Here is a 22940-nt window from a genome sequence, read left to right as displayed (position 1 = left end):
CGACATAAAGAGGTAAAAATATGGACAAGCATCTTAAAGAATATACCAAGAGCGGTAAGAAAAATTTAATTGTGGTATATATATTATATTTATGCGGGATAGTAGCTCCGATATTGCCGTTAATCGGGGTATTTTTTGCATATCTTAACAAAGATAAAGGCGATAACTTTGCAATTAGTCATTACGTGTTTTTATTTCGTACTTTTTGCCTTGGGGTTCTTGGGTGGATTGTATGTTTTATATTTACGTTTATCATGATTGGAGTAGTACTATACTTTATACTCGCTGTTTGGTATATACTTCGTGTTGCCATCGGTTTTAAATATATGATAGAAGACAAAGCATACCCAAACCCTATGACTTATTGGATAAAATAAAAATGATAAAGCTGAACGTAGACGGCTCTGAAATAGAAGTATCAGAAGGTAGCACCGTTTATCAAGCCTGTACACAAGCAGGAAAAGAAATCCCTCATTTTTGTTATCATGAGCGTCTAAAAATCGCTGGTAATTGCCGTATGTGCTTGGTTGAAATGGAAAAATCACCAAAGCCTATAGCTTCTTGTGCTATGCCGGTAAGTAACGGTATGGTTATTCATACCGATACGCCTATGGTAAAAAAAGCACGTGAAGGGGTGATGGAGTTTTTACTGATTAACCATCCTTTAGATTGTCCTATTTGTGATCAGGGCGGAGAGTGTGATTTACAGGATCAAGCTTTCAGATACGGCAAAGGTACTAATAGATTCCACGAAAATAAGAGATCTATTAAAGATAAATATATGGGACCGCTGATTAAAACAGCGATGACTAGATGCATACAATGCACAAGATGTATTAGATTTGTTAGCGATATAGCGGGAATAGAGGAAATGGGAGCTATTCACCGTGGAGAACACATGGAAGTAACTTCATATTTAGAGCAAACTTTAGATTCCGAAATTTCCGGTAATATGATCGATATTTGTCCCGTCGGTGCTTTGAACTCTAAGCCTTATGCTTTTAAAGCTCGTAAATGGGAGCTAAAACATACCGCTAGCATTGGAGTGCATGATGCCGAAGGTTCTAATATTCGTATTGATAGTAGAGGCGATGAGGTAATGAGGATATTACCTCGTGTTAATGAAGAAATAAATGAAGAGTGGCTTTCGGATAAGAATCGTTTTAGTTATGACGGTTTAAAATATCAGCGCTTGGATCGTCCTTATATCAGAAAAAACGGTAAGTTAGTAGAAGCTAGCTGGAGTGAAGCTTTAAAGACAGTAGCGAATAAAATAAAATCAGTAAAACCAGAAAAGATTGCTGCTATTGCTGGTTCTCTCTCTTCTGTCGAAGCAATGTTTATGTTAAAAACATTATTGCAAAAGCTTGGTTCTAATAATTATAGTGTTAATCAGTTTGACTATAAACTAGATACCACGCAGCGAGGCAATTATTTATTTAATACTACTATTGCAGAGATAGAAAAGGCTGATTTATGTTTGCTAATCGGAGCAAATCCAAGGCAAATAGCTCCAGTATTAAATAGTAGAATAGGTATGCGAGTACGTGCCGACTCACTAAAAGTAGCAAGAATAGGTGGAGGGCATAACCAAACCTATAAAATTCAGGATTTAGGAAGTGATATTAAGATTATTGAGGAGCTAGCCATTGGTACTCATGAGTTTACGAAAGCCTTAAAAGCAGCAAAATATCTGATAATTATAGTAGGTGACGGTGTATATGCAAGAGATGACGGATATGCTATATTGTCGCTTATTCATAAGATAGTGACTGAATATAATATTATGCGTGATGATTGGAAAGGCTTTAATATATTGCATAATCACGCTTCTATAGTTGGCGGTCTTGATATTGGTTTTAATACTCCTATTAAGCTCGAAGAGTTGGAACTCGCTTATTTACTTGGAGCGGACGCCGTCCCATTTGATAAGCTGAAATCGACTTTTATAATATATCAAGGACATCACGGGGACGCAGGTGCTAGCAGTGCTGACGTAATTTTACCTGCGGCTGCTTATACCGAGCAGAGCGGAATTTACGTAAATTTAGAAGGTAGACCGCAAATAGCAGAAAAAGCAGTATCGCCTGTAGGGGTAGCTAAAGAAGATATAGAAATTATTAAAGAGCTTGCTGGTTATCTAAAAATAGATATCGGAATGGATAATTTGCAAGAAGTAAGAGTAAGGCTTGCTAAAGAATATAAGGTATTTGCTAGTATTGATAGAATTATAGAAAATAAATTTAGTAAGTTTAGCTCTAAAGATAAGTTATCAAAAGAGCCTATAACTGCAGAACCTATTAATTATTATATGACTGACGTGATTAGTAAAAATTCGGTCACTATGGCTAAGTGCGTTGAGGCTAAGGAAGCAAGAAACGGGGAGGCAGCATGATGAAAAATATGCTATTCTCACCCCATATATCATTCCCACAAAAGCGGGAATCCAGCTCTTTTTTTGTAAATTATTTTCTGGATTCCCACTTTTGCGGGAATGATATAATAAGAGTACAATCATGCTAGAATTCTTTTTTGAATATATTTTTCCGTTAATTATCATCGCTCTAAAGGTAGTTGCAATTACTATCCCTTTAATATTGTGTGTTGCGTATTTAACATATGCAGAGCGTCGTGTTATTGGATTAATGCAGCTTCGACGAGGACCTAACGTTGTCGGTCCGTTTGGATTACTTCAGCCTATTGCTGATGCGGTTAAGCTCTTATTCAAAGAGCCGATCATTCCAACCAATTCCGATAAAATATTATTTATTTTAGCACCGATGATAACTTTTATATTAAGTTTAATCGGCTGGGCAGTTATACCCTTTGCACAGGGCGTAGTTCTGGCAGATATTAATGTAGGTGTTTTATATATTCTTGCTATTTCCTCTTTAAGTGTTTACGGCATTATTATTGCCGGCTGGGCTAGTAACTCAAAATATGCTTTTTTAGGAGCTATACGTTCCTCTGCCCAAATGATTTCTTATGAAGTGTCGATGGGGCTGGTTATTATTACCGTGCTACTTACTACCGGTACTCTCAATTTAAGTGAGATCATTAAAGCACAAAGAACAATGCCGTGGTGGATTGATTTAATGCTACTACCTATGGGTGTCGTGTTTTTTATCTCGGTGCTTGCCGAAACAAATAGATTACCTTTTGATTTACCTGAAGCAGAATCGGAGTTAGTTGCTGGCTATAATGTTGAATATTCCTCTATGGGATTTGCTTTATTTTTTCTAGGTGAATATGCTAATATGATATTAGTTAGTGCAATGACTACGACTTTCTTTTTAGGAGGTTACTTGCCGCCCTTTAATATATCGTGGTTAGATTGTATTCCGGGGTTCTTTTGGTTTGTATTTAAGGTCGGATTCTTATTGTTTTGTTTTTTATGGATTAGGGCGACCTTACCAAGATATCGCTATGATCAATTAATGCGACTTGGCTGGAAAGTATTTTTACCTCTGACTTTATTTTGGGTGGTGTTAGTATCAAGTGTGCTTGTTTATACAGATAATTTACCGAGTATTTAGGTGTTATTGTCATTGTTGCTTGATCGGTTTACCCGTCATTGCGAGGAAATTACGAAGTAATTGACAAAGCAATCTCAGGATATTTGACGAGATTGCCACGCAGCCTACGGCTGCTCGCAATGATGACTCGGTATCCATACGGGCAATGCCCCGCAGAGAAATACATCGATCTTTAATATATAATTTTTATGATAAACTATTTAAAATCGTTTTTTCTATATGAGATAGTAAGGGGGATGGCTTTGACTTTAAAGTATTTCTTTAAGCCCAAAGTTACCATAAATTATCCTTATGAAAAAAGCCCTGTTAGTCCAAGATTTAAGGGTGAACATGCCCTGCGTCGCTATGAAAATGGTGAAGAACGCTGCATTGCGTGCAAACTCTGTGAGGCGATTTGTCCGGCACAAGCGATAGTAATTGAAGCGGACGAACGCGAAGATGGCAGCAGGCGTACTACTCGTTATGATATAGATATGACAAAATGCATTTATTGCGGATTATGTCAGGCAGCTTGCCCTGTAGATGCAATAGTTGAAGGTCCTAATTTTGAGTTTGCAAGTCTAACTCATACCGCACTTATTTACGATAAAGAAAGATTACTGCAAAATGGCGATAGATGGGAACAGGCACTCGCTAGTAAACTACACAAAGATTACGAGTATAGGTAATATACTCGTTTAACTACTCTTCATTTATTCGGAATATATACGTATATTATGCTATTGTGATTCTGTTAATAGGTTCATTTCAAAAAAGTTAAATTAAAAAAATATATCATGAAAATTCGAACCTTGCATTCGAGATTTCATAAACCTTTGTAATTTAATTATTGCTTTTTTTTGACTTTTATTCTCTTAATTGTAAATAATTATAAAAACTAAAAAATTATGTTTATAAAACAGATTTATAGTATGGTAGTTTGTTTTGTTACTACATTAGTACGTGACTACAGACGAGTTCCACGAAATGCATTAGTATCAAGCGATCGAGATGACGCTGTACGAGTAGCCTATGTAGGGCATGTAACCTTTTAAATTCAAATAGACGGTTTAAATATCTTGACCGATCCAGTACGGTCGGAGCGGGTTAGTCCTTTTACTTTTGCAGGACCAAAGAGAGTGGTAAAACCCGGTATTAATTTTACTGATTGACCTAAAATAGATGTTATATTAATAAGCCATAATCACTATGACCATTGAGATATCAGAACAATTAAAGATTTATGGGTACGAGATAAGCCTAAGATTATTACACCGCTAATGAATGACGTAATAATCAAAAAACATATTACCGATGCAGAAATTGTTACCTTAGGGTGGGGAGAGTCATATAAAGAACAAGAAATACAGCTAAATTCAAAAAGTTTCCAAGAAGATGCAATTAAAGGCGATGTAGAATTTTATTTAGAACCGATACAGCATTGGTCGGCTAGAGGAATATTTGATAAAAATAAAGCATTATGGGGAACTTTTATCATTAAAACTAAGATAGGAGATATTTGTTTTATAGGTGATTCGGGTTATAACTATACTCTTTTCAAAGAGATCGGAAAAAAACATAATATTTTAATAAGCCTTATTCCGATAGGGGCTTATGAACCAAGATGGTTTATGAAACCGGTGCATATGCATCCTGAAGAAGCCGTATTTACTCATTTGGACTTAGGCGCTAAATTATTCTATAGCTAGTCATTTTGACGTCTTTCAATTAGCTGATGAAGCATTTAATGCCGCTCCTTTGGAACTCCGACAAGCTATGAAAAAACATAATATTGATGAAAATAAGTTTATTATCCCTGAAATAGGTGAATTTTTCCTATTTGATAAAAACGATTTATAGTTTATGAACTTAAATTAGATGTGTTTTGTCTACCCATACTATATGTTTTACTGGATCCCGTGAATAAATCACGGGATGACAGAGAGGAATAATAATAAGCCACACCAAAACCACCCCTGAACGACACAAAATTCAGTTTATAATGGAGATAACAGCATATTTATTACTGAATGAAAATTGCCAATTTCTGATTTATCACGAGAAGAGAAAATAGAGCTACTAAATGGTTGTGCTTGGGGCATTGCATTAGTCCATAATATTCTACCACTTTTGGCTTCTACTATTCCTATAGACATAAATATATTATCTGCATTACTTACTGAACAACCCAAAGCACTCATTAAAAAGTCACGTGTACGAGCTCCATTAGTCTTTATCATTTGCACATAATTAAGTAATACAAATATATCAGTTCCTGTTTTTTCTCCTAAAATTATAACAGGTTCACCTATATTTTAGGTCATTGAGAAAGCTTTTGCTTCAGGCCATAATAAAGGCGTATATAAAGCAGTATAAGCATTATTATAGGAGCTACGGAACGAGATACTAAATCATCAAGCTTTTGTGTTCTAATATCTTTGTTGTTGCAATAGCTTAACTCTTAAACCATTCTTCTGCATTGCTAAAGAAATTTCTTGCTTCAACAATTCTTCCAAATGATCTTCATAGTCATATTTACGTTCTTTGCAATTACCAATATCTAGCATATATACTTCCGTTTGCATCGGTAAAACTAATATTTCCTTGTATAGATAAGATAATAAAAATTATAGATTTATGAAAAATTTTATGCATAACATTTAAAGTTAAAAAAATTACAAATAAAGATACTTACATTCATTATTTCGTCAAGATTTATTTTTTACCTATTATGGTTAAATAATATGGTCATAGAATAAGCAAGTACGGCAAACATGCAAAGATATAAAATCGGGAATAGGTTAAAATCAAATGATTTTATTACCTTTGCACAAATATAATTAGCAGTACCGGACATTAACATTGAGCCGATATTATGTCCTAAACTTATAACACGATAGCGTTCTTTAACTACAAAAGACTTAATAACTATACTATGAGCAAGAGCATTAAAAGGTGCAACTGATGCAGCTAACATTAAACTAGTTGCAAGTCCTAAATTAGTCATTTGATATTTTACTGCTATCACAAAAAATACACTTGCTGTAATAGTACATATAAATGCGATTTTTAATACCGAATTAACTCCTAAGCGATCGGCAATAAAACCGGCAATCGGCATGCAAACAGCAAAACATATTACTATTAAGACCGAAAAAGAACTCATAATAATACCGACTGAAGGTAATATGATCGGTAAATATTGCTTCATAAAGATGATCGCAATTTGATATGTTGCTCCAAAACCTCCGGCTAAAAATATTAACCGTGCAATATTTTTCCATTGCTTTTTAATTATAGAGCTAAGTTTTTCAATAGAATCTTGGCTATAGTGTGCTTTTTTAAACGCCGGTGTTTCATCAAATTTCTGGCGATAATAAAGAGTTATTAATGCAAGTGGTAAACTTAGTAAAAACGGAATACGCCAACCCCACTCCGGAAAAATATGAGAATTAAAGAAATTAGTTGCACCGATTCCGCATAATAAACCCATTACTCCTGTACATCTAGTTATTGCCGAGGCAGTAAATCGGTATTTTGCTCCTAAATGTTCAATAACATAAATCGCTGCACCGTCATATTCCCCTCCAATAAAAATACCTTGCATGAAGCGACATAAAACTAAAATTATTGTACTCCAAACTCCTATCGAGGCATAATCGGGCAATAAACCTATTATTAAGGTAGGGATTACAATACCGATAATCGTAAAACTTAAGGCTTTTTTTCGACCGTATATATCCCCTATACGTCCAAAAATATAAGCACCCATAGGCTTTGATAAATATGCTGCTGCATAAACGGCAAAAACATTTACAAGTTTTGTTAATAGATCAGTACTGGCTGAAAAGAATTTATCAGCGATAATTGCCGCTGAAAAACCATATAAACTATAGTCGTAATATTCAATAATAGTGCCTAAAAAAGCACCGAGAACTTTATTGCGTGATTTTGTTTGTTTCATTTTAAAGGTATACTGTGAGTAAACGAAAAGTAGGTAGACGAAGTTTAATTTGGAAAAGAGCAAGGCGTCTTGAAGCTGATAACCACAGCGTACATACTAGTACGTGAGGATTATCAGCAAAAGACAACGTAGCCAATTTTTCAAATTAAACGAGTATACATAACCGCTTTGGCCGTTACTTAAAATCCTTCAAAGACCTTTATGTAAAGGTGGACTTCATATATCTAAACTGAATTAGTATTAGACAGGGACGATGTCCTAAAAGTTAGTGGTAGTCCTAGGTTAATATTAAGCTCACGAACCAAGCAGCCAAGAGCTAATATATCACTTTCCCATTTTACGTGCAAGGTTTTCTAGGTAACCTGCTATAGTAGTTAAGGTTTCTGCGAATTTTTCTTCGTCGGGATGATTTTTTTGAAGACCGTTTTTATTAAGTGTTTCTGTTAGACTAGCTATTTCAGCTTGCGCATTAAGTGATGCCATAACTAATAATAGCTCAAAAGAAGCTGTGGGACTACCAAGTTTAATTTCCGCTATTTTATCATTCAATTTATTCGCTAAAGATAGTAATTCTTCCTCATCTCCATTATTACAATATAATTGAAAACTCTTGTTATTTAATGTTACTGTAACAATTGACATAATTATTTTTGCTGTCTTTTTAGTTCTTCAAGTTCATTAATATAAATGCTAATTTGATCTAGCATTGTTATATAATTATCTTTTAATGCTTTATTTTCGTTTTGTAATTTTTGAACTTCATTTTGATTATTTACAAGCATACTCAACAAATCATCGAGTTTATGTTCTACTTCTTCCATTAATTTCTTTAGACTGCTTACATAACTTGCTTCTAAAGGTAATTTGTACGTTGATCCTGGCATCCTCACGTACGTCTGTCTATGTATGCTGCGGTGCCGCGTTCCGTGTCTCCTTCAAATGCCTCTTTATTAGCTTCGTTCTGTAAGCAGTCTAATATTTCATTATCCATTTTCGTTTAAACGTTAATTATGAATGGATGACTTACAATAATAATTGATAACATTATAATAGATATAAGTACTAATTGTTTTTTACGTTTATAATTTATCAATACCGTAGCTCTTTTATTATTTAATAATTTTTCGGTTTCGTTCTGTTTAGTAGCTTCTATCTGCTCTGCATTTCTATCTTTTACATTAAGATAATCCAAGTATAATTTTAAGTAACCTCTTACGTATACTTCTCCCGGTAAAACATTAAAATCATCCTCTTCTAAAGCTACTAAATATTTTTTTCTAATTTTTAAATCACTAGATACCTGATTTAAAGTTTTACCTGAATCTAACCTAATTTGCTTAAGCATTGACGACATAATTTACTCAAGTTTTTGTAAGAATATTTCAAATGTCTTGTTTGCTAAAATAATTATATTTAAGTCTATAGTTTCTTGAGCTTTAATTTCTTTAATAAAATCAAGAAAATTTCTAACTAAGTTATTATTATTATCAATCCATAAATCTAAATCAATAGTTGTTTTAGATTTATTAATTATTTTTATTAATAATCTACGTTGTTTGTCATATAAATCATCTTTTAGCGATTGAATACCTAAGCGACGCCAAAATGAATCGTTCAATTGCCTATCACAAGCTTTACGTAACCAATCAAGACTAAACATATCACTTATAACAAAATAAGCTTTTGCTATCTCTTTATTATTCCCTGAAGTCTGTTTTGTTACATATATAATGTCAAATACTGAAATTAAATTGTCAAATGTAGCGATAGTAGCAGCAAATGACTCCTCTACCCCGCTAGTGGTATAATAATTTAATTTTTCTTCAAATCTTATTTTAGTTTCTCCGACTAATAAAGTATCTACCATTTTTCTTAAGTTTTGTGCAGGGACTCTAAACTCTTCTATAGTTCCACTAATATTAATAGGATGTTTTAAATTTTTAATAAACCACGAAATACCTCGACGCATTAATTTCGTTATTTCGGTAAACATGTCGATTTTTACATTGTAATCAATATTAGTAGGTAGCTTATTACTTATCGTTTCCCATATATCATCAAGATCAAAAATTTCACAAATAATGGTATATGACCTTATTATATCACAAAGAGGAGCCCCAATCTCACGCTTTACAATACTAATAAGCGGTCCTCCAAGCTGATTAATTATTTTATTTATAGTAACGGTTTTAATAATCTCATGTTTAAGTGGATGAGATAAAATTTCATTACGAAACTTTTTTTGCATCATTTCAGGAAAATAATCTATAAGATATGCATCAAAATATTTATCATGGGAAAAAGTAGAATTAATTAACTCATGATAAGCAGATCTCTTACTATATGATAGCAATATGCAAAGCTCAGGACGAGTTAATACTTCACCGCTAATAGCTCTTCTATTCAATTCTTCTGCACTAGGCAAGAATTCATTTTCCCGCTCTAATACTTTTGCTTCTTCTAAAATATCTATAAATTGACTAAGTATATTAACAGTTAAAGTAGGAGATAGTTGCATAATTGTTATTGCTTCAGTTTGCTTATAATTATCAAGTAATACTAACTCTTCAACTTGCTTTGTCATATCGTTTAGAAGTTTATTACGTTCTTCTAAAGTAATTTTTCCTGAGGTTATTGCACTACTTAAAGCAATCTTGATATTTACCTCATGATCGGAGCAATCAACACCTGCTGAATTATCAATAAAGTCAGCATTTATGCGTCCGCCTTTTTTAGCATATTCAACTCTACCTCTCTGTGATACCCCAACATTACCGCCTTCTGCTATAACTTTTGCTCTAATTTCTTCACCGTTACATCTAAGGTTATCATTTGCTTTATCACCGATTTCTAAATTATTTTCCGTTTTAGCTTTGATATAAGTACCTATTCCGCCATTCCACAATAAATCAACATCTGCTTTTAAAATAGCTTTAATTAATTCTTCCGGTGATAATTCATTATCATTTATATCAAGTAATTTTTTAATTTCCGGTGATAATTTTATTAATTTACTACTGCGTTCAAATACTTTGCCTCCTTTAGAAATAAGCTTAGAATCATAATCAGACCAATTAGAACCCTTTAAATTAAATAAACGCAAACGCTCATTAAAACTTGATAAAGGATCAGGAGTAGGATCAATAAATATATGTTTATGATTAAAGGCAGCAACTAACTTAATAGCCTCTGATCTGAGCATACCGTTACCGAACACATCTCCTGACATATCTCCTATACCTACGACGGTAATAGGGTCTTTTTGGACATCTAACCCTAAAGTTTTAAAGTGATTAGTTACGGAAATCCAAGCTCCTTTGGAAGTAATAGCCATTTTTTTATGATCGTAACCTGCAGAACCACCGGAAGCAAAAGCATCATCAAGCCAGTAATTATATTCTCTTGCCACACTATTAGCATAATCCGAAAATGAGGCTGTACCTTTATCGGCAGCAACAACTAAATAAGGATCTTCTTTATCATAAATAATAACGTCTTTTGGATGTACTACTTTACCGTCAATGATATTATCAGTTATGTCTAATAAACCTCTTAGGAAATTCTTATAGCATTCTACCACTTTTTCCATATATTCATCACGAGTAAGCCCTTCCTCAGTAAAATGAACATAAAAGCCGCCTTTAGAACCGACAGGGACAATAACGGAATTCTTAGTCATCTGTGCTTTCATAAGCCCAAGGACCTCAAGCCTATAATCTTCTGCTCTATCCGACCATCTAAGCCCTCCGCGTGATACGGGACCGCCTCTTAAATGAATAGCTTCAAAATTTCTAGAATAAACAAATGCTTCGGCAAACGGAACAGGTTTAGGTAAATCCGGTACTTTTGAAGAATCAAACTTAAATGAAAAAATATGTTTATGTGGTTGATAGTAATTTGTTCTAGTAATAGCATTAACTATACCAAGCATATTACGTAGTACTTTATCTTCACTACTCATCTCAACGGTTACTAAGTAATTATTTAGTTTGTCTTTAATTACGTCACAATTATTATCCGAATATTTAGGATTAAATTTTATATCAAATAGATTTACCAACATTTTTGTATATTCGGGATGTTTAAGTAACGTTAACTGTACATAACCTTTACCGTAACTAAATCCCGTTTGATGTAAATATCTTGTTAAAGCTTTGACGAGTTTAACTTGCTTCCAATTAAAACCGGCAAGCACTATTAATTTACTTAAAGAATCATTAGCAAGCATCCCAAGTGCCATTTTGTCTAAAGCTTCTTCAACATTTATTTTTAATTCGGTAATATTATCCTTTACAGGTACAATAGAAGTTAAGATAAAATTATATATCCAGCTTTCTTTGATTTCGAGAGCCTCCTTAATTGCAAAAGTTTGTTCATCAATTGCTTTAAAACCTAAATTTTCTATTGGCGGCAATATGTTAGAAAGTGCAAGTTTTACTTTTGGACTATATATTTTTAAGTAAAATTCCGTTTCATTTACAGAAACTAGATTAAACATACATTTTTGTGACTTACTTGCTTCCGTTAGATATTCAATATCTACTAAAGCTATTTCCGGAGAAAATTTTTGCCTATAATCTGCCGGAAAAACATTATCAAAAAGCTTTAAATTAATACCTGCTTGATATTCGCCGAATTTTTTAGAAAGCTTAAAATAAAAATCTTCACTCCAACGTGTAGAGATACGATCTAAATCTTGCTGTATTATTTCTGCTTCAAAATTTATTTTATGTTCCCCTTGTGCTTCAAGCGTTACAAAAAGATAAGAAAAATTACCGGCTACTTCGGTGATATAGTTGGATAAAATTTTACTACCGAATTTTTCTGCTAAATAACAATCTATCATATTATGCATTTCAGACGTTAAACGTTCTCGTGGCAGAAAAATTATGATATTAAGAAAAGAACTAGACCAATCATATTGAATAAATAATTTAAGCTTCTTACTCATCATACTTGAGAGCATATGTAAACACATACAATATAAATCGCCTTGATCAATTTGTATTAAAGCTTCTCTCGGTAACGACTCCATTAAAATTCTTAACTTATCGGCATTATAACCAGACAATGCAAAACCGGCTTTCTCAATTACAAAATTAAATTTTTGTCGTAGGATTGGAATATTACTTATTGAATGGTAATACATATTTGAATTATATATACCGAAAATTATACTTCCCGCAATATATTCACCCGAAGAGTCAAATTTTTTCACTAAGATATAGTCGATTAAATTATCTGAATGGATAAGCGACGCACTATTTATTTTACCGAGTATTATTAATTGATTTTGATATAAAGGATTAGCAGAACATTTTATAATATCATCAATCTCGTCTTTTACTTCTTGCCATATTTTTGCTGCTCCTATTTCATTGCTTAATTTTAAAGATTTTACTTCAAAATCAAGAGTCCCTAATAAAACCAAATTATCGTTTTGTAACCAATTTAAGAATTCTTGAGCCTCTTTAAAATTTAATTGATAATTATCAATTATATTTTTAGATAAATCTTGTAATTTTGTGAGTAATTGCGGTAAATGGCTATAGCTTTGCTCTAACTTTTCTAATCTTTCATTTATAGCCTCGGTTAAAAATGTAGTAGTTTTATCGTCAAAATTTCCTAAAATGGTTAAATGTAGTATTGATTCTGATTTTTCATCCGACACAGAATTTTCTAATATTTTTTCTAATTCTCCTTTACTATTTCGGACACAGTTTATTACCGGATGGAGTAAAAACTTAGTTTGCAAATTCATGTTTTTAAGCAGACATATGATAAAATCAACAATATGCGGCTTATTATCAAGTAATATCAAGACATTTATTGCCGGATCATTTTCGATAACTGCCTTTGTTATTGCTATTTTTCTTGCTCTTACTATCCTTTGCTTAAAAAACTTAAAGGCTTCATCTGCAAAATTTTGGAATAATTTTTCTCTATTCTCAAAATCATAATCTATCGGAATATAATTTAAAAACTTTTGAACAAAATCTATATATATAGAACTTGACTCACGTTCCTTGCTAAGTTCTAGAATTTTAGTTTTATAATTCGGAATTTGACAATTTAAACGGCTAAAGTTTAAAGAGGTTGTTTTTGGGGTCATAATTTTCTTAAGTAATAATAATATGATTATTTCTGTTGTTATTATATTATATAAAATAACTTAAGCAAGAGGCATAGAAAATAAGTGGAAACGATATTTGCACAAAGCTCTGCATTCGGTAAAGCAGGCGTAGCGGTTTTTAGGATTTCTGGTCCTAAAAGCTTAGAAGTTTTACAGCTACTTACCGGTAGAAAGGACTTTAAATCGAGATTAATGTATTATCAACAAATTACAGTCCCTGAAACTAAGGAGCTAATCGATAATGTTATGGTTGTTTATTTTAAGTCACCTGGTAGCTTTACCGGGGAAGACGTAGTCGAAATTCACACGCATGGAAGTAAAGCTATATCTATAATGCTGACAAATGCATTATTAAATATAGCTGGTATTCGTTTGGCAGAAGCAGGAGAGTTTACCAAAAGAGCTTTTTTAAATAACAAATTTGATTTAACGGCAGCAGAGGGGATAGCCGATTTAATTAATGCCGAAACTATAATGCAGCATAAGCAAGCAATTAGACAAGCAAACGGCAAACTTGAAGAATTATATAATAATTGGCGTAGTCAGCTTTTAAAAATTATCTCTCTGCTTGAAGCTTATATAGATTTCCCTGATGAAGATATACCTGATACCGTCCTTAATGAAGTTACTAATACTCATACAATTCTTGTAAATACAATATCGGAATATCTTAATGATAACAGAAAAGGAGAATTACTACGAAGTGGTCTTAAGCTTGCAATTATCGGTCCACCAAACGTTGGTAAGTCTAGCTTACTAAACTTCTTAATGCAGAGAGAGATAGCGATTGTCTCAAATATTGCAGGAACTACTAGAGATATAATTGAGGGACATTTAGACATTGGCGGCTATCCTATTATTTTACAGGATACAGCAGGTATAGGAGAAGAAAGTAGTGACATTATCGAGCAGGAAGGTATAAAACGAGCTATAAATTCAGCTAAAACAGCAGATATTAAAATTATAATGTTTGATGCCGAAAAATTAGACTCCTCTATAAATGAAGATATTATTAATTTAATTGATGAAAATACTATCACAATAATTAATAAAATCGATTTAATCGAAGCTAGTAAAATCTTTTCTATTGAAAATAAATATAAATGCTTAAGAGTTTCAGTAAAAAATAATATTGCTCTTTCAAGTATATTAAAAAATATTGAAAATATTGCCGAAAACATGGCAGGATTTACCGAAACTCCTTATATAACAAATCAGCGTCATCGTAACTATTTACAACAAGCTCTCTCACATTTAACTGCTTTTAGCTTAGATAATGATTTAGTTCTAGCAACTGAAGATATCAGAATGACGGCACGCTGCATCGGTGCAATTATGGGTGTTATCAACGTAGAAGAAATACTAGGCGAGATCTTTAAAAATTTCTGCATAGGTAAGTAATATTGTATAGCTCGTTCTATGTCATTCCCGCAAGGTATTATTGCATGGACACCAAATCGTCATTGCGAGGCGAGGCAAAGCTTCGACGTGGCAATCTCAGGCATTTTGTACTAGACTTCTTGCATAACCTATCTTATAAAGAGGAATTTGCAGGAAACGGATGCGAGTACCGGATTGACGTACAAATTACCTTTAGAAGGAGGTTATGCAAGAAGTCTAGTACAAAATGCCTGAGATTGCCACGTCGAAGCTTTGCCTCGCCTCGCAATGACGAAAAAACGAAACATTACAGCATAACAATCATCTTTCTCAAATCTTTCCATATATTAATTTATTTTAACTTTATCTTGACAAAAACATTAACATACTTTAGAAACCACGTTTTATTAATTAACGGAGTAACATTATGGCATCTATATTTATAAATTTTAAATGCGTTATGCCTATATTTGGAAATGAAATAGTAAGCAATTTAACGGGTAATATAAGTCACATCATTCATAAATTAAGCGGTACTATATTTTCATCAGTATATAGTACTGTTGAAGGAGCTTTTAAAAAAGGTTATATAGTGGATAATGCACAGTGTAATTGGAAAAACATTGAACAATCTTTCAATGAGTCCCCAAATGATTTTTCAATACTACACCAAGAGTGCAACAATGGTTTAAATACTCCAATAAATAATATTTTTATCGATGCTGAAAATAATCCTCATATACTTTTACAACAAGCCGTAACACCTCATCAAAACGGTACGGCTAGTATTCTTGGTCAACTTTATAAAGTAACGAATGATTATGTGTTCTCTCAAGGCAATATTACCGAAACTAGCGAAGCTGATTTCTTAGGTTTAAATGAATGCACTAAAGAAGAAGCTATGAGTGCTTTACAAAACTATAACGCTTATAAAGAAACTTTAATCCCTCGTGAATCGTTTATAAATACTCTTGAAAATACTCTAAATCACTTAGGTCTCTCTTTAGATAATGTCTCTCCTACAGAAATAGGTAAAGATATTTTAGATCAACTCGGTAAAGCTTACACTGACCCTACTACAGAAAGACCTAACGATGATACAAATGACGGTGGATATAGCGGTGCTTATTATATAGCTGGAGTAGCATTAGGAACATTAGCTGTAGGTACTATCTTAGGGTATTACATTAAATATGGATGGGATTGGTATAAGGGAAGAAATATAAAAAATGAAAATTTGGATTTAGTAATGAAGAATAAAGAATTAGCATTTATAGAACTACTACATGAAAATTTTAAGAATAATGCAGTTATATTAGATGAAGTTATAAAAATTAATAATTTACATGATATTATAAAACTAGCAAAATCTATTGAGGAATATGAATTCTCAATACTACCACTAACTAATTTAAATAATGAAATTGTAAAATTAAATTCCCCATCCGCTATAGCAATAAACTTAGCTTCTTCAAGCGGAATATTGCATGAAATATGTAAGCGTCTTGGCGGTGATGATAGTTTTAATACTATCAGCAACTTTGCACGCTTAATAACAATTATACGAACAGCAAATCCCAAGTCTGAAGAATATAAAGAAAGCATTACAGAAATATTTGAGATATTTAGCCCTCGTTACACAGATATTGACTATCAAAATTGCGAAATGCCTTTATTAGCCGATGTATCATCACTATATGACTCCTCAGGTATAGAAGCATAGAACGTTGTTAGTACCATAACAAACCATCATTGACTTTTTGAAAGTTATACATAAAATGATACTTAGAGTAGCAAAGTGCTATTTCGGGGCGTCGAAACCTCTGCCAAAAGTGAGAACATTTCTCACAAAACTGATGCAATCCTCGGCTTTATTTAGGTCGGGGTTATAATAGTTATGTCCAAGGTTTAAAGCTTAAGCTTAGAACTTAAAGGCTATTATGGCTATCGTTGATGGTTTTCTTACTCCCCCAACCACCAAGAGTTTATTTCTCTTCGGTGGTTGAAACGTGAGCAGTTTAAGTTTAATCAATCGGGAACAAATATGTCTGACCAAAATACTAAAACCATCTCAAGACTCGTCATAGAATGTACTTTAAATGAAAATAAAAAAAATCTAAAAGCCGAGAGAGCAGATTTACTAGAAAGACCTATAACAAAAAGCAATATCGAAAGAATAGAACAACGCTTAGCAGAATTAGAAAAAATATTTAGTAATGATTTATAGCCTTAAAAATATCATCATCTCATTTTATTAACTACCTACTATAAAAATAAGCACTAAGATCATTTAACCATTATGGTAAATAGTGCAAAAATAGCAAAAGACGGTAAGGTTTCTATACCAGTTTCATCATATTAATGTAGAGAGGTAGATGCTTTAAAAGGAGGAAGAACATACATAATCACACCCGCCAATATTAGCATGATTATTCCTAGAATAATATCTACTATTAAATGCATTTATAAAAGTAATATTAACCTCCTTAATTAATTCGTGAACAAATGAAGGTGGTATTTGTTGAGCAATAATTATTCCTTCACCGATTGAGTCACGAGCTATTTCTGCCATTGATACAGAAACACCGTGAGGAATTACTAGATTGTTACTATATATAAAAGACGTAATACTCACAATAACAGCTATACCTAATACATTACCTAATTCATATGCTGTTTCTTGTAATGCTGCTGCACCTCCCTCCGGATCTCTCTGCCGGTACTGCATTCATCATAACTGTTACGGTGGTAGAGAGGCATAGACTACTTCCTATACCAAGCAATCCAAGATATATAGTATTCGATAATAAATCTCTATAGTCTAATATACTAGGTAAAATTAATGATATAGTAGTAAAGATAAGCCCACTAAACATTATTACACGTGCGATAAATCGTGTGAGTAAATATTGCATAACTAAAGAGGCAATTAAAGCAAAAACTGCTGCAGGCAACATATAAAGACCTACATACAAAGGACTTAACCCCTTTGATAAACTGTAACCATAAGGACATAAGATACATTATGGATCCTAAGACACACGTAATCAGCAAATAAACTATTACTTCTATACTAAAATTGCTAATTAAGAATAAACGCATATCCACTAACGGATCATCACTTTTAAGTTGACGTAAGGTAAATATTATTATTAGTAACACAATGCCAATTAATAGCATTCCGCCGGATGCTAGATTCATAATACCGTATTTAGCCAACATCTTAATGCCTTGAACTAAAGCTGCCGTCCCAAAAAACGATTGAAATACTCCTATCCAATCCCATGGTTCATTACTAGGATTAGATGATTCAGGAATCCAAACTATGCCAAAAGCAATAATTACTAATGCAATAGGTGCATTTATAAAAAATGCAAATTGCCACTTAAAAGCTCAACCAATACTCCTTCCTAGTACTGGTCCTGTAGCTCCTACGGTTGCCATTATTCCCCACACGGATATTGCGATCATACGTTCATGTGTATTAGTAAAAATGTTACGCAATATCGATAAAGTGGAAGGCATCATCACTGATCCTCCTAACCCAAGTAAAGCATGACATAATACTAATCCCCATGAGCTATCAAATACATAAACTAACATTGAAGCGATGGAAAAAACTAAAAGCCCCCAAAGTAATAATCTTTTACGACCAAATCTATCTCCTAATGCACCTGCGGTAATTAGAAGACCTGATAATACTAATGCATATGCATTGATTATCCATAATTGTTGTAAATTAGATGGTTTTAAATCAAGGATTATAGTAGGCATAACAGCATGCAAGATTGTAGCATCCATCGATACCAAAAGTAAGCAAATGCTTAAAATAATTAAAATATGCCATCTAAATTTATAAGATATAGATGATGAATTATCTTTAGTGATATATTCAGTTTGCGGAAATTGTGATACCATATGTGATAAGTTATTTAATAAGGGTTTTACTAAATCTATCTTTTTCGAGAACTATGGAACTGTTAACAAGTAATTTAATTAGCTTTAAAATTTATTTTGTTAATAGTCCTAGGTTAATTCAGTTGGTAACATAGTAAGCAAGTCCAAATCAATTAACCATAACACAAGTAAATTTAACATCTAAGCATCACCTAGTATGGAAGTCAAGATTTAATCTTACAAGCACAATAACATAAATAAAATTTGATTTTTCTTTCTCAAGCTTATATTTTGATTGGTAAGTTTATAATATAGAAATTTATGTCAAATACAGATAAGGAAAGAGCCATTGCCGCAGCACTCGCACAAATTGAAAAAAGCTATGGTAAAGGTTCGGTAATGAAACTAGGGCAGCGTCCGCATGTTGATATAGAGGCCGTATCGACCGGCTCACTTGGGCTAGATATAGCTCTTGGAATCGGCGGTGTTCCCAAAGGTAGAATCATCGAGATTTTCGGTCCTGAAAGCTCAGGTAAAACCACTCTAACATTGCATTTAATTGCAGAAGCTCAAAAAAAGGATGGTACATGTGCTTTTATTGATGCCGAGCATGCATTAGACCCTGCTTATGCTAAAAAATTAGGCGTAAATATTGATGAGCTTATTATTTCACAGCCCGATACAGGTGAACAAGCCCTAGAAATTGCCGATACGTTAATTCGCTCCGGCGGTATTGATATGATAATAATAGATAGTGTTGCGGCTTTAGTACCGAAATCAGAGATTGAGGGCGAAATGGGTGATGCTCAAATGGCTTCTCAAGCAAGATTAATGAGCCAGGCTTTGCGTAAACTGACCGCATCAATTAATCGCACCAATTGTATTACTGTTTTCATTAATCAAATCAGAATGAAAATAGGTGTGATGTTCGGTAGTCCTGAAACTACGACAGGCGGTAATGCCTTAAAATTCTATGCTTCTGTTAGGATAGATATAAGAAGAATCGGCTCCATTAAAGATAAAGAAGAAGTAATAGGCAGTCAAACCAAAGTAAAAGTAGTCAAAAACAAAGTATCTCCTCCATTTAAAACTGCAGATTTTGATATAATGTACGGTTCAGGTATTTCAAAAGAAGGCGAGATAATCGACCTTGGAGTTAAGCTTGATATTGTTGAGAAATCCGGCTCTTGGTTTTCCTACAAGAACGTACGCATAGGTCAAGGGCGTGAAAACGTCAAACAATATTTAAAAGAACATCCACAAATTTCCAACGAAATTGAGAAAATAATACGTGAAAAATCGTCAAAAATTACTAATATAAATCTTGATCAAACGGAGGAAAAAAATGATTGATTTAACAGGTAAAACTGCCTTAATTACGGGAGCTTCAGGAGACATAGGCGGAGCTATAGCGAGGTTACTGCACAAACTCGGAAGCCATGTAATTATTAGCGGTAGTAATGAGGAAAAATTAAAATCCCTTGGAAATGTTGTAAAAGATAATTATACGATAGAAGTATGTAATCTTGCCGATAAGGAAGAATGTAGCAATTTAATATCTAAAGCATCAAAGTTAGATATTTTAGTATGTAATGCCGGTATTACTAGCGATACGCTAGCAATTAGAATGAAAGATGAAGATTTTGACAAAGTTATTGATATTAATTTAAAAGCAAATTTTATTTTAAATCGTGAAGCCATAAAAAAAATGATACAAAACAGGTATGGACGTATTATTAACATATCTTCAATAGTAGGAATTTCAGGTAACCCCGGGCAGGCTAATTATTGTGCTTCTAAAGCAGGTTTAATAGGTATGACCAAATCACTCTCTTACGAAGTTGCAACCAGAGGAATTACGGTTAACGCAGTAGCTCCAGGATTTATTAAATCAAATATGACCGATAAACTAAATGAAAAACAAAGAGAAGCTATAGTACAAAAAATTCCGCTAGGCACTTACGGTATGCCGGAAGACGTGGCAAACTCAGTCGCATTTTTAGCAAGCGATCAGGCATCATATATTACCGGTCAAACTATACATGTAAACGGCGGTATGTTAATGGTATAAAAATTAATAAGATTATTTTGTGCTAGCATAAAATAATTTTTTGTGTTAAAAGTTCTTTTAAAGATAGAATGCGATGAATATTTTAAATAAATATTCAAATACAGTTAAAATAAAGTCTAATAGCTGAATAACCGCTATTATACGGCATATAAAATTAAATGATTTATGGAGTTCAAAATTATGAGTACAACGGATAAGATCGAACAGAAAGTTATTGAAATGGTTGCTGAAAAGCTAAATAAAGATAAATCGATAATAACTACGGATTCAAGATTTATAGAAGATTTGAAAGCCGATAGCCTTGATACCGTAGAGTTAATGATGGCAATAGAAGTTGAATATGGTATTGATATCCCTGATGATGAAGCCACTAAAATTAAAACCGTATCCGATGTTATAAAATATATCAAAGAACGCCAATCTTAATCTGCATAAATTAAATCCCTAATAGATAATTAAAAATGTCAAATCAAAGAGTAGTTATTACCGGACTTGGACTTGTTACTCCTGTTGGGCTTAATGTTAGCTCATCTTGGAAAAATATTGTAGATGGAGTAAGCGGTATAAAAACTATTACAGAATTTGACACTTCTAAACTTGCGTGTAAAATTGCCGGACTTATAGATAACTCTGAGAAAGATGGATTTAAACTTGAAAATTTTACACAAGCAGATGACGTTAATAGACTAAGTAAAATGGATAAATTTATCCATTACGGAGTAGCAGCCGCAACCGAAGCAGTTGAAGATAGTGGCTGGTTACCCGATGATGAAAAATCTCGTGATAGAACTGGCTTGATATTAGGTTCAGGAATCGGCGGTCTTAAAATGATCGAAGATACCTCTATCAAACTTTATCAAGAAAATAACGGCAAAGTTAGTCCTTTCTTTATCCCCGCTTCATTAATTAATCTTTTATCCGGTCTTGTTTCTATAAAATACGGTTTTAGCGGTCCAAACCAAACGGCAGTAACAGCTTGCTCTACAGGGGCACATGCTATAGGCGATGCTATGCGTGTGATAAAGCACGGCTATGCCGATGTTATGATCGCAGGCGGTGCGGAAGCTCCAGTTACACCTGTCGGAGTTGCAGGTTTCGTTGCTGCTAGAGCATTATGTACTAAATATAACGATAATCCTGAAAAAGCCTCAAGACCTTGGGATAAAGACCGCAGCGGCTTTGTTATGGGTGAAGGAGCAGGCGTTGTAGTCTTGGAAGAATATGAGCATGCCTTAAATCGAGGGGCTAAAATTTACGGTGAAGTTATAGGGTACGGCTCTACAGGTGACGCCTATCATATGACAGCTCCACATCCTGAAGGTAGAGGAGCTTATAGAGCTATGAGAGACGCAATGCTAGATGCAACTATCACGCCCGATATGATTGATTATATTAATGCACACGGTACTTCTACTACACTTGGTGATGGAATAGAATTAGCAGCCGTACAAAAATTATTTTTAGAAGCGAATCCCAAAGTTTTAATGTCTTCTACTAAATCATCAATAGGACATTTGCTTGGTGCGGCAGGAAGTGTTGAGTTTATCTTTTCAGCTCTTGCAATTAGAGACCAGATTGCACCGCCAACCTTAAACTTAGATAACCCTATGGATGAGGTGAATATAGATTTAGTTGCACTTAAAGCTAAGAAAACTAAGATAGATTACGTGCTTTCCAACTCGTTCGGATTCGGTGGTACTAATGCTAGTTTAGTGATTAAGAGTATATTCGTTTAATTTGAAAAATTGGTACAAAGTCCTATAAGCACTGTGGTACTCACGTATTAAGTATACGTTCCGCTCCTCGTCTTATGGACTCTTTGCGCTTTGCCAAATTAAACTTCGTCTACCAACCTTTAACTAATGTCATTCCTGCGAAAGCAGGAATCCAGTAAAACATATAAAAACTTGTTTTTATATGTTTATTCTATCAAATATGTAATTTTGTACCAATATTAAGGTTATTTTTCTAGATTCCTGC

22 protein-coding genes and 1 other RNA gene are annotated in these 22940 nt (G+C 33.3%); 13 read left to right on the top strand and 10 right to left on the bottom strand.

Going from position 1 to position 22940, the window contains the following annotated elements; genetic code table 11:
- The first annotated feature begins 20 nt into the window (after nt 1-20).
- The 6 genes from MCC_RS06775 to MCC_RS10715 all read left to right on the top strand — a co-directional run bounded on the left by MCC_RS06775 (nt 21) and on the right by MCC_RS10715 (nt 5224).
- Nucleotides 21-377 (top strand): DUF4870 family protein, encoded by a 357-nt coding sequence (locus MCC_RS06775; RefSeq protein ID WP_014409087.1) that lies wholly within the window; start codon nt 21-23, stop codon nt 375-377.
- A gap of 2 nt (nt 378-379) precedes the next feature.
- Complete coding sequence (gene nuoG, locus MCC_RS06770; RefSeq protein ID WP_014409086.1) at nt 380-2395, top strand: NADH-quinone oxidoreductase subunit NuoG; 2016 nt, start codon at nt 380-382, stop codon at nt 2393-2395.
- 121 nt (nt 2396-2516) lie between these two features.
- Nucleotides 2517-3536: an NADH-quinone oxidoreductase subunit NuoH gene (gene nuoH / locus MCC_RS06765; protein ID WP_014409085.1), complete on the top strand. Its 1020-nt coding sequence runs from the start codon at nt 2517-2519 to the stop codon at nt 3534-3536.
- A gap of 188 nt (nt 3537-3724) precedes the next feature.
- Nucleotides 3725-4204 carry an NADH-quinone oxidoreductase subunit NuoI gene (gene nuoI, locus MCC_RS06760; RefSeq protein WP_014365379.1) on the top strand — a complete coding sequence of 160 codons (480 nt, stop codon included), beginning with the start codon at nt 3725-3727 and terminating at the stop codon, nt 4202-4204.
- A gap of 219 nt (nt 4205-4423) precedes the next feature.
- Entirely contained in the window at nt 4424-4570 is a 147-nt protein-coding gene (locus MCC_RS09240; RefSeq protein ID WP_155813877.1) for a hypothetical protein, read from the top strand.
- 225 nt (nt 4571-4795) lie between these two features.
- On the top strand, nt 4796-5224 hold the full coding sequence (locus tag MCC_RS10715; protein WP_014409084.1) for an MBL fold metallo-hydrolase: 429 nt from the start codon (nt 4796-4798) through the stop codon (nt 5222-5224).
- A gap of 288 nt (nt 5225-5512) precedes the next feature.
- Here the strand turns inward: MCC_RS10715 and MCC_RS06750 are convergent, their stop codons facing one another.
- The 8 genes from MCC_RS06750 to MCC_RS06720 form a co-directional block, all read right to left on the bottom strand.
- Complete coding sequence (locus tag MCC_RS06750) at nt 5513-5755, bottom strand: hypothetical protein (RefSeq protein WP_231288697.1); 243 nt, start codon at nt 5753-5755, stop codon at nt 5513-5515.
- Between the two features lie 189 nt (nt 5756-5944).
- Nucleotides 5945-6100: a hypothetical protein gene (locus tag MCC_RS10710; RefSeq protein ID WP_231288696.1), complete on the bottom strand. Its 156-nt coding sequence runs from the start codon at nt 6098-6100 to the stop codon at nt 5945-5947.
- Nucleotides 6101-6237: 137 nt separating this feature from the next.
- Nucleotides 6238-7479: an MFS transporter gene (locus tag MCC_RS06740; protein ID WP_014409082.1), complete on the bottom strand. Its 1242-nt coding sequence runs from the start codon at nt 7477-7479 to the stop codon at nt 6238-6240.
- Nucleotides 7480-7635: 156 nt separating this feature from the next.
- Nucleotides 7636-7794, bottom strand: a non-coding RNA gene (ssrS, locus tag MCC_RS08615) — 6S RNA.
- Between the two features lie 9 nt (nt 7795-7803).
- Nucleotides 7804-8121, bottom strand: a complete 318-nt coding sequence (locus MCC_RS06735) for a cell division protein ZapA (protein WP_014409081.1) — start codon at nt 8119-8121, stop codon at nt 7804-7806.
- A 2-nt stretch (nt 8122-8123) separates the two neighbouring features.
- Nucleotides 8124-8363, bottom strand: a complete 240-nt coding sequence (locus tag MCC_RS06730) for a hypothetical protein (RefSeq protein ID WP_041405456.1) — start codon at nt 8361-8363, stop codon at nt 8124-8126.
- 113 nt (nt 8364-8476) lie between these two features.
- Nucleotides 8477-8833: a helix-turn-helix domain-containing protein gene (locus tag MCC_RS06725; protein ID WP_014409080.1), complete on the bottom strand. Its 357-nt coding sequence runs from the start codon at nt 8831-8833 to the stop codon at nt 8477-8479.
- 3 nt (nt 8834-8836) lie between these two features.
- Nucleotides 8837-13591, bottom strand: a complete 4755-nt coding sequence (locus tag MCC_RS06720) for an NAD-glutamate dehydrogenase (RefSeq protein WP_014409079.1) — start codon at nt 13589-13591, stop codon at nt 8837-8839.
- An 84-nt stretch (nt 13592-13675) separates the two neighbouring features.
- Here MCC_RS06720 and mnmE point away from each other — a divergent pair, with 84 nt between their 5' ends.
- From mnmE to MCC_RS06705, 3 genes are all read left to right on the top strand, one after another.
- Nucleotides 13676-15013: a tRNA uridine-5-carboxymethylaminomethyl(34) synthesis GTPase MnmE gene (gene mnmE, locus MCC_RS06715; RefSeq protein ID WP_014409078.1), complete on the top strand. Its 1338-nt coding sequence runs from the start codon at nt 13676-13678 to the stop codon at nt 15011-15013.
- 406 nt (nt 15014-15419) lie between these two features.
- The gene (locus MCC_RS06710; RefSeq protein WP_014409077.1) at nt 15420-16715 is read left to right on the top strand and encodes a DUF5460 family protein; all 1296 of its coding nucleotides are present in this window, start codon (nt 15420-15422) and stop codon (nt 16713-16715) included.
- A 321-nt stretch (nt 16716-17036) separates the two neighbouring features.
- Complete coding sequence (locus tag MCC_RS06705) at nt 17037-17219, top strand: hypothetical protein (RefSeq protein ID WP_014409076.1); 183 nt, start codon at nt 17037-17039, stop codon at nt 17217-17219.
- 153 nt (nt 17220-17372) lie between these two features.
- Here MCC_RS06705 and MCC_RS10705 read toward each other — a convergent pair whose 3' ends face one another.
- Both MCC_RS10705 and MCC_RS06690 read right to left on the bottom strand, forming a co-directional pair.
- Complete coding sequence (locus MCC_RS10705; RefSeq protein WP_231288695.1) at nt 17373-17720, bottom strand: hypothetical protein; 348 nt, start codon at nt 17718-17720, stop codon at nt 17373-17375.
- 665 nt (nt 17721-18385) lie between these two features.
- On the bottom strand, nt 18386-18910 hold the full coding sequence (locus tag MCC_RS06690; protein ID WP_014409075.1) for an MFS transporter: 525 nt from the start codon (nt 18908-18910) through the stop codon (nt 18386-18388).
- Nucleotides 18911-19210: 300 nt separating this feature from the next.
- Between MCC_RS06690 and recA the strand changes: the two genes are divergently transcribed.
- From recA to fabF, 4 genes are all read left to right on the top strand, one after another.
- On the top strand, nt 19211-20242 hold the full coding sequence (gene recA / locus MCC_RS06685; protein ID WP_014409074.1) for a recombinase RecA: 1032 nt from the start codon (nt 19211-19213) through the stop codon (nt 20240-20242).
- Nucleotides 20235-20960: a 3-oxoacyl-ACP reductase FabG gene (fabG, locus tag MCC_RS06680; RefSeq protein ID WP_014409073.1), complete on the top strand. Its 726-nt coding sequence runs from the start codon at nt 20235-20237 to the stop codon at nt 20958-20960. Before recA ends, fabG begins: the two co-directional genes overlap by 8 nt.
- Before the next feature lie 165 nt (nt 20961-21125).
- On the top strand, nt 21126-21386 hold the full coding sequence (acpP, locus tag MCC_RS06675; RefSeq protein ID WP_008579292.1) for an acyl carrier protein: 261 nt from the start codon (nt 21126-21128) through the stop codon (nt 21384-21386).
- Nucleotides 21387-21421: 35 nt separating this feature from the next.
- Nucleotides 21422-22696, top strand: coding sequence for a beta-ketoacyl-ACP synthase II (gene fabF / locus MCC_RS06670; protein ID WP_014409072.1), 1275 nt, complete (start codon nt 21422-21424; stop codon nt 22694-22696).
- Nucleotides 22697-22940 lie beyond the last annotated feature (244 nt).

Source organism: Rickettsia rhipicephali str. 3-7-female6-CWPP, assembly GCF_000284075.1.
GTDB classification, from domain to species: Bacteria; Pseudomonadota; Alphaproteobacteria; order Rickettsiales; family Rickettsiaceae; genus Rickettsia; species Rickettsia rickettsii.
The sequence above is the reverse complement of the archived record's forward strand: the minus strand, read 5'-3'. Positions and strand labels throughout refer to the sequence as shown.

Excerpts from the sequence above, each read along its gene's own strand:
- MCC_RS06775 (WP_014409087.1), top strand. The coding sequence starts at position 21 with ATGGACAAGCATCTTAAAGAATATACCAAGAGCGGTAAGAAAAATTTA.
- nuoG (WP_014409086.1), top strand. The coding sequence starts at position 380 with ATGATAAAGCTGAACGTAGACGGCTCTGAAATAGAAGTATCAGAAGGT.
- nuoH (WP_014409085.1), top strand. The coding sequence starts at position 2,517 with ATGCTAGAATTCTTTTTTGAATATATTTTTCCGTTAATTATCATCGCT.
- nuoI (WP_014365379.1), top strand. The coding sequence starts at position 3,725 with ATGATAAACTATTTAAAATCGTTTTTTCTATATGAGATAGTAAGGGGG.
- MCC_RS09240 (WP_155813877.1), top strand. The coding sequence starts at position 4,424 with ATGTTTATAAAACAGATTTATAGTATGGTAGTTTGTTTTGTTACTACA.
- MCC_RS10715 (WP_014409084.1), top strand. The coding sequence starts at position 4,796 with ATGAATGACGTAATAATCAAAAAACATATTACCGATGCAGAAATTGTT.
- MCC_RS06750 (WP_231288697.1), bottom strand. The coding sequence starts at position 5,755 with ATGATAAAGACTAATGGAGCTCGTACACGTGACTTTTTAATGAGTGCT.
- MCC_RS10710 (WP_231288696.1), bottom strand. The coding sequence starts at position 6,100 with ATGCAAACGGAAGTATATATGCTAGATATTGGTAATTGCAAAGAACGT.
- MCC_RS06740 (WP_014409082.1), bottom strand. The coding sequence starts at position 7,479 with ATGAAACAAACAAAATCACGCAATAAAGTTCTCGGTGCTTTTTTAGGC.
- MCC_RS06735 (WP_014409081.1), bottom strand. The coding sequence starts at position 8,121 with ATGTCAATTGTTACAGTAACATTAAATAACAAGAGTTTTCAATTATAT.
- MCC_RS06730 (WP_041405456.1), bottom strand. The coding sequence starts at position 8,363 with ATGCCAGGATCAACGTACAAATTACCTTTAGAAGCAAGTTATGTAAGC.
- MCC_RS06725 (WP_014409080.1), bottom strand. The coding sequence starts at position 8,833 with ATGTCGTCAATGCTTAAGCAAATTAGGTTAGATTCAGGTAAAACTTTA.
- MCC_RS06720 (WP_014409079.1), bottom strand. The coding sequence starts at position 13,591 with ATGACCCCAAAAACAACCTCTTTAAACTTTAGCCGTTTAAATTGTCAA.
- MCC_RS06710 (WP_014409077.1), top strand. The coding sequence starts at position 15,420 with ATGGCATCTATATTTATAAATTTTAAATGCGTTATGCCTATATTTGGA.
- MCC_RS06705 (WP_014409076.1), top strand. The coding sequence starts at position 17,037 with ATGTCTGACCAAAATACTAAAACCATCTCAAGACTCGTCATAGAATGT.
- MCC_RS10705 (WP_231288695.1), bottom strand. The coding sequence starts at position 17,720 with ATGCAGTACCGGCAGAGAGATCCGGAGGGAGGTGCAGCAGCATTACAA.
- MCC_RS06690 (WP_014409075.1), bottom strand. The coding sequence starts at position 18,910 with ATGGTATCACAATTTCCGCAAACTGAATATATCACTAAAGATAATTCA.
- recA (WP_014409074.1), top strand. The coding sequence starts at position 19,211 with ATGTCAAATACAGATAAGGAAAGAGCCATTGCCGCAGCACTCGCACAA.
- fabG (WP_014409073.1), top strand. The coding sequence starts at position 20,235 with ATGATTGATTTAACAGGTAAAACTGCCTTAATTACGGGAGCTTCAGGA.
- acpP (WP_008579292.1), top strand. The coding sequence starts at position 21,126 with ATGGAGTTCAAAATTATGAGTACAACGGATAAGATCGAACAGAAAGTT.
- fabF (WP_014409072.1), top strand. The coding sequence starts at position 21,422 with ATGTCAAATCAAAGAGTAGTTATTACCGGACTTGGACTTGTTACTCCT.